This window comes from Desulfobacter latus (assembly GCF_013389365.1).
GTDB classification, from domain to species: domain Bacteria; phylum Desulfobacterota; class Desulfobacteria; order Desulfobacterales; family Desulfobacteraceae; genus Desulfobacter; species Desulfobacter latus.
In genome coordinates this window covers 1-3,323 of sequence record NZ_JACADJ010000133.1, presented here as the reverse complement: position 1 = coordinate 3,323, position 3,323 = coordinate 1, and the positions used below count along the sequence as shown (strand labels likewise).

Below are 3,323 nucleotides of genomic sequence, written 5' to 3'. Positions count from 1 at the left end.
TCTACTGCCCGGATCAATCTTGATCCGCAATGGGTTTGATGCCACGTCCAAAACGGTCTCTTTCAAAATGATTGTGAAGGGGAACTGTCTGAAAACCGCGGCTTTCCCTTCTGTCAAAAGCAGTCTTGCTTTTGCCGGATGTACCGGATTCTGCGGCTTTTTGTTTGTATCCAGAACAAACACACTCAATTTTAAAATCCTCTTGTTTCCAAGGTAATGTTTGCCTCGTCAATGTTATGATCGGGTTTAGCGCAAGCAGCACCGGTTTAACCCCTTAGACCTGTTTAACCACTTGCCGTAGAACCTGGAGCTGGCGAGTACTCCAGGGTACCTGTTTCCGATCTAACGTAGTGCTCGAAGCACTTAGACTGGTCAACTTTGGGGCTTTTTCAAGCCCCTCGGTCTTTAGCCGAGGGGTAGTTGACATGGCACCGATATAGTCCTTGATTTAGAGGCACTGCAAAATCAATGCTAAAGGAATATATTAGCATCAATATTCTGAAAGATACAAGGTGAAAGAGGTAGAGAAGGGAGCAAACCCATCAACTCTAATTGTATTCTCACACAAAGCCTCAAGGGCACAAAGGATCATATAACCAAATAAGAGCCTGGTGTGGGGTGTCAAAAACCAGCTTTTTGTTCCTTTTTATTTTGCTCAGTTTTTGGAGCTGCAAGATTGACTGCAATGCCATTTTCTGAAGCGATGGGTGTCAAGCGAGTGCCAAAAAGTGAATAATTGAAACCAGCGGATTTAGACACCCCAAGCCTGGTGTTTTTGTGCGAGTTCTTAAACCAAAAAGATTCATACATTTATTAATCGGTCGGGGCAAGGGGAAATATGCATTGTAATGGAAAAAGGTACAGGTTTATAGCAAGAGTTATATTTAATCATTTTGGTTTTATTTAAACCCTGTTTAACACGTCTGATTCAACATAATTGGTGCATAATTGGTGCATAATTGGGGTCAGAGTAAAATTAAGCATTGGGGGGCCAGTGACATTTATGATAAGTTTTAGACATTATACCGATTTTAGCTAAGTATCTGATTTTATTAGACTCTCAAAAATAAACCTTATAGTAAAATCAATAGGTTATGAAAAATCGGTATAATGTCTTTTGTATATATAATGGCCGATTTTATGATCAAGGCCATCTTAGGCATAGATCATAAAACCGTTCAGAATTATTTGAATATTCTACATGAATCCGGTCTGGCGATGCTATTGAAAAAAAACAAATCCGGTGGCGGAGTGCTCAAGCACACCGAAAAAATATATCTTGATAATCCTGATATTTACGCAGCTGTCAATGATGATACAGGTTTTTCATCACAACGTGGAACTATCAGGGAAATTTTTTTCATACGAATGATACAAAACGCTGGTCATAAAATCCATTACAGTGACATCGGCGATTTTGAAGTCAACGGTAATTTCTTTGAAATTGGCGGAAAAAACAAGGGCAAAAAGCAAATAAAGGATCATCTGGACCAGGCATTTCTTGTTAAAGATGACATCCTTTTTAGCTCCAGGTATGAAATTCCTTTGTATTTGTTTGGGTTTTTGTATTAGAAAATCCTGCCAAGCATTTTAGCCATTTTTAAACAGTGCATAATTTCAGATTTTAAGCGTTGACCCCAAATGCCTTGAGAATCTCTGTGTTGCAAATATCCATGCCGTCTCCCCGGGTGGCCATGGCAAGGATGTTGTTCCTGGTCAGATAGGTGATAAGATCGTCGGATATATAAAGGGAGGCGAAAACAGGGACCAACTTCTTTTCACGGATCACGGGGAACCATGAGTCCAGCTGGGGAATCAGTTTGATAAAATCGGATATAAACCCGGTGCTGGGGGTGGACTTAGTTTCAACGACGAAAAAATAATCACTGGTTTCGGCAATGACGTCAAACTCACGGGTTATTGAACGGTCAGTGTTTTTCAGACGCAACCGGGGGGCAAAAAAATCAAATTCTTTGATTCCGAAATATTCCGCGGCAACCCCTTTTAACCCTGGTGCAACAATATCCTCAACAATGGTGCCCATTTTGTTGGCCAGTTCGCCCCATTTTTTGTTCAGTTCTTTTTTGAAATTTTTCGTATCCTTGCGCGTCTCCTCTTTGGCGTTCTTCATTTCCTCCTTGAACGCCTTTGTATCATTTTGTATCTCCCCTTTGAAGTTCCTCATCTCCTCCTTGAAGGCCTTTGTATCATTTCGTATCTCCTCTTTGAAGTTCCTCATCTCCTCCTTGAAGGCCTTTGTATCATTTCGTATCTCCTCTTTGAAGTTCCTCATCTCTTCCTTGAAGGCCTTTGTATCATTTCGTATCTCCTCTTTGAAGTTCCTCATCTCTTCCTTGAGTGCCTTTGTATCCTTACGCATCTCCTCCTTGAACGCTTTTGTATCCCTGCGCGTCTCATTTTTGAAGTCCTTCATCTCCTCTGAGAGCTGCCTTACGGCCATAGACGTCTTTGTTGTCTCATAGGCTAATTCCATCATAAACTGCTCAAGCCCTGTAACTCTTTCTTTCAATTCGGTATTCGGCATTGGCGTCTCCTTCTTTCATTGGAAAAATCGTATTTTTATTGTACATCAATTCACATATAAATTAAAGGAAAGGAGCAATTCTAAATATGAATTTTTTTAGTTGAAAAACTCGCACAAAGACACAAAGATTTTTATTCGACTTTGTGCGCCTTTGTGCCTTTGAGGTTTTGGTGCGAGAATAAATTTAGAGTATAGGAATTTCCAGCACCCAGCACCCAGTACCCAGTACCCAGTACCCAGTACCCAGTACCCAGTACCTAACAGCCCGCCCAAAGGGCGCTATAGTTCCGGTCATATGACTTCAAACCAAAAAACAGCCCTAACCTATTGTAAATATTACGATCAACACCTCAAAAAAATATCAAGTCATGTGACCGGAACTATAATAGGGAGCGTTTTTAGACACCCCAGACTAAATCAGCCCATGGCTGTTATGTGATTGCAGCTGTTTTAATTTATGTGCAATTGTATCAGCACTTAAGTCTTGTTCGTTTGGCCATGTAATAGTTACCAACTCCATAGAGAAATATAGAGATTGATCTTAAACAGGTTGATTGACTGTCAGCGGCGAACCACTTATCTCTCGAAGCGTATAGCTCAGTTCTAACCTGTCGGATGCACTACGAGCATCCGGAAACCGCTTAAAAAATCTGGCATCCTTCATTTTCCGTTTGACACTTCGTAAAATCAAAATGTGTTTTTGAGATGCTGAAAATTATTTTTTAAAAAAAATACTGTGAACAGCACGTTCCTTTAGTGTACTTTAGAATTGAACAAA

At 40.5% G+C, this 3,323-nt stretch carries 4 protein-coding genes; 1 reads left to right on the top strand and 3 read right to left on the bottom strand.

All coding sequences use genetic code 11. The annotated features are described in order from the left end of the window. On the bottom strand, positions 1-183 hold a 183-nt coding region (locus HXW94_RS18330; protein ID WP_343054711.1), incomplete at its 3' end, for an RRXRR domain-containing protein. Between the two features lie 438 nt (positions 184-621). Next, positions 622-810: a hypothetical protein gene (locus HXW94_RS18325; protein ID WP_178368336.1), complete on the bottom strand. Its 189-nt coding sequence runs from the start codon at positions 808-810 to the stop codon at positions 622-624. A 300-nt stretch (positions 811-1,110) separates the two neighbouring features. On the opposite strand from HXW94_RS18325, the gene HXW94_RS18320 reads away from it, so the two are divergent. Beyond that, positions 1,111-1,572: an ATP-binding protein gene (locus HXW94_RS18320; RefSeq protein WP_218576807.1), complete on the top strand. Its 462-nt coding sequence runs from the start codon at positions 1,111-1,113 to the stop codon at positions 1,570-1,572. Positions 1,573-1,624: 52 nt separating this feature from the next. Here HXW94_RS18320 and HXW94_RS18315 read toward each other — a convergent pair whose 3' ends face one another. Beyond that, positions 1,625-2,545: an apolipoprotein A1/A4/E family protein gene (locus HXW94_RS18315; RefSeq protein WP_178368334.1), complete on the bottom strand. Its 921-nt coding sequence runs from the start codon at positions 2,543-2,545 to the stop codon at positions 1,625-1,627. Positions 2,546-3,323 lie beyond the last annotated feature (778 nt).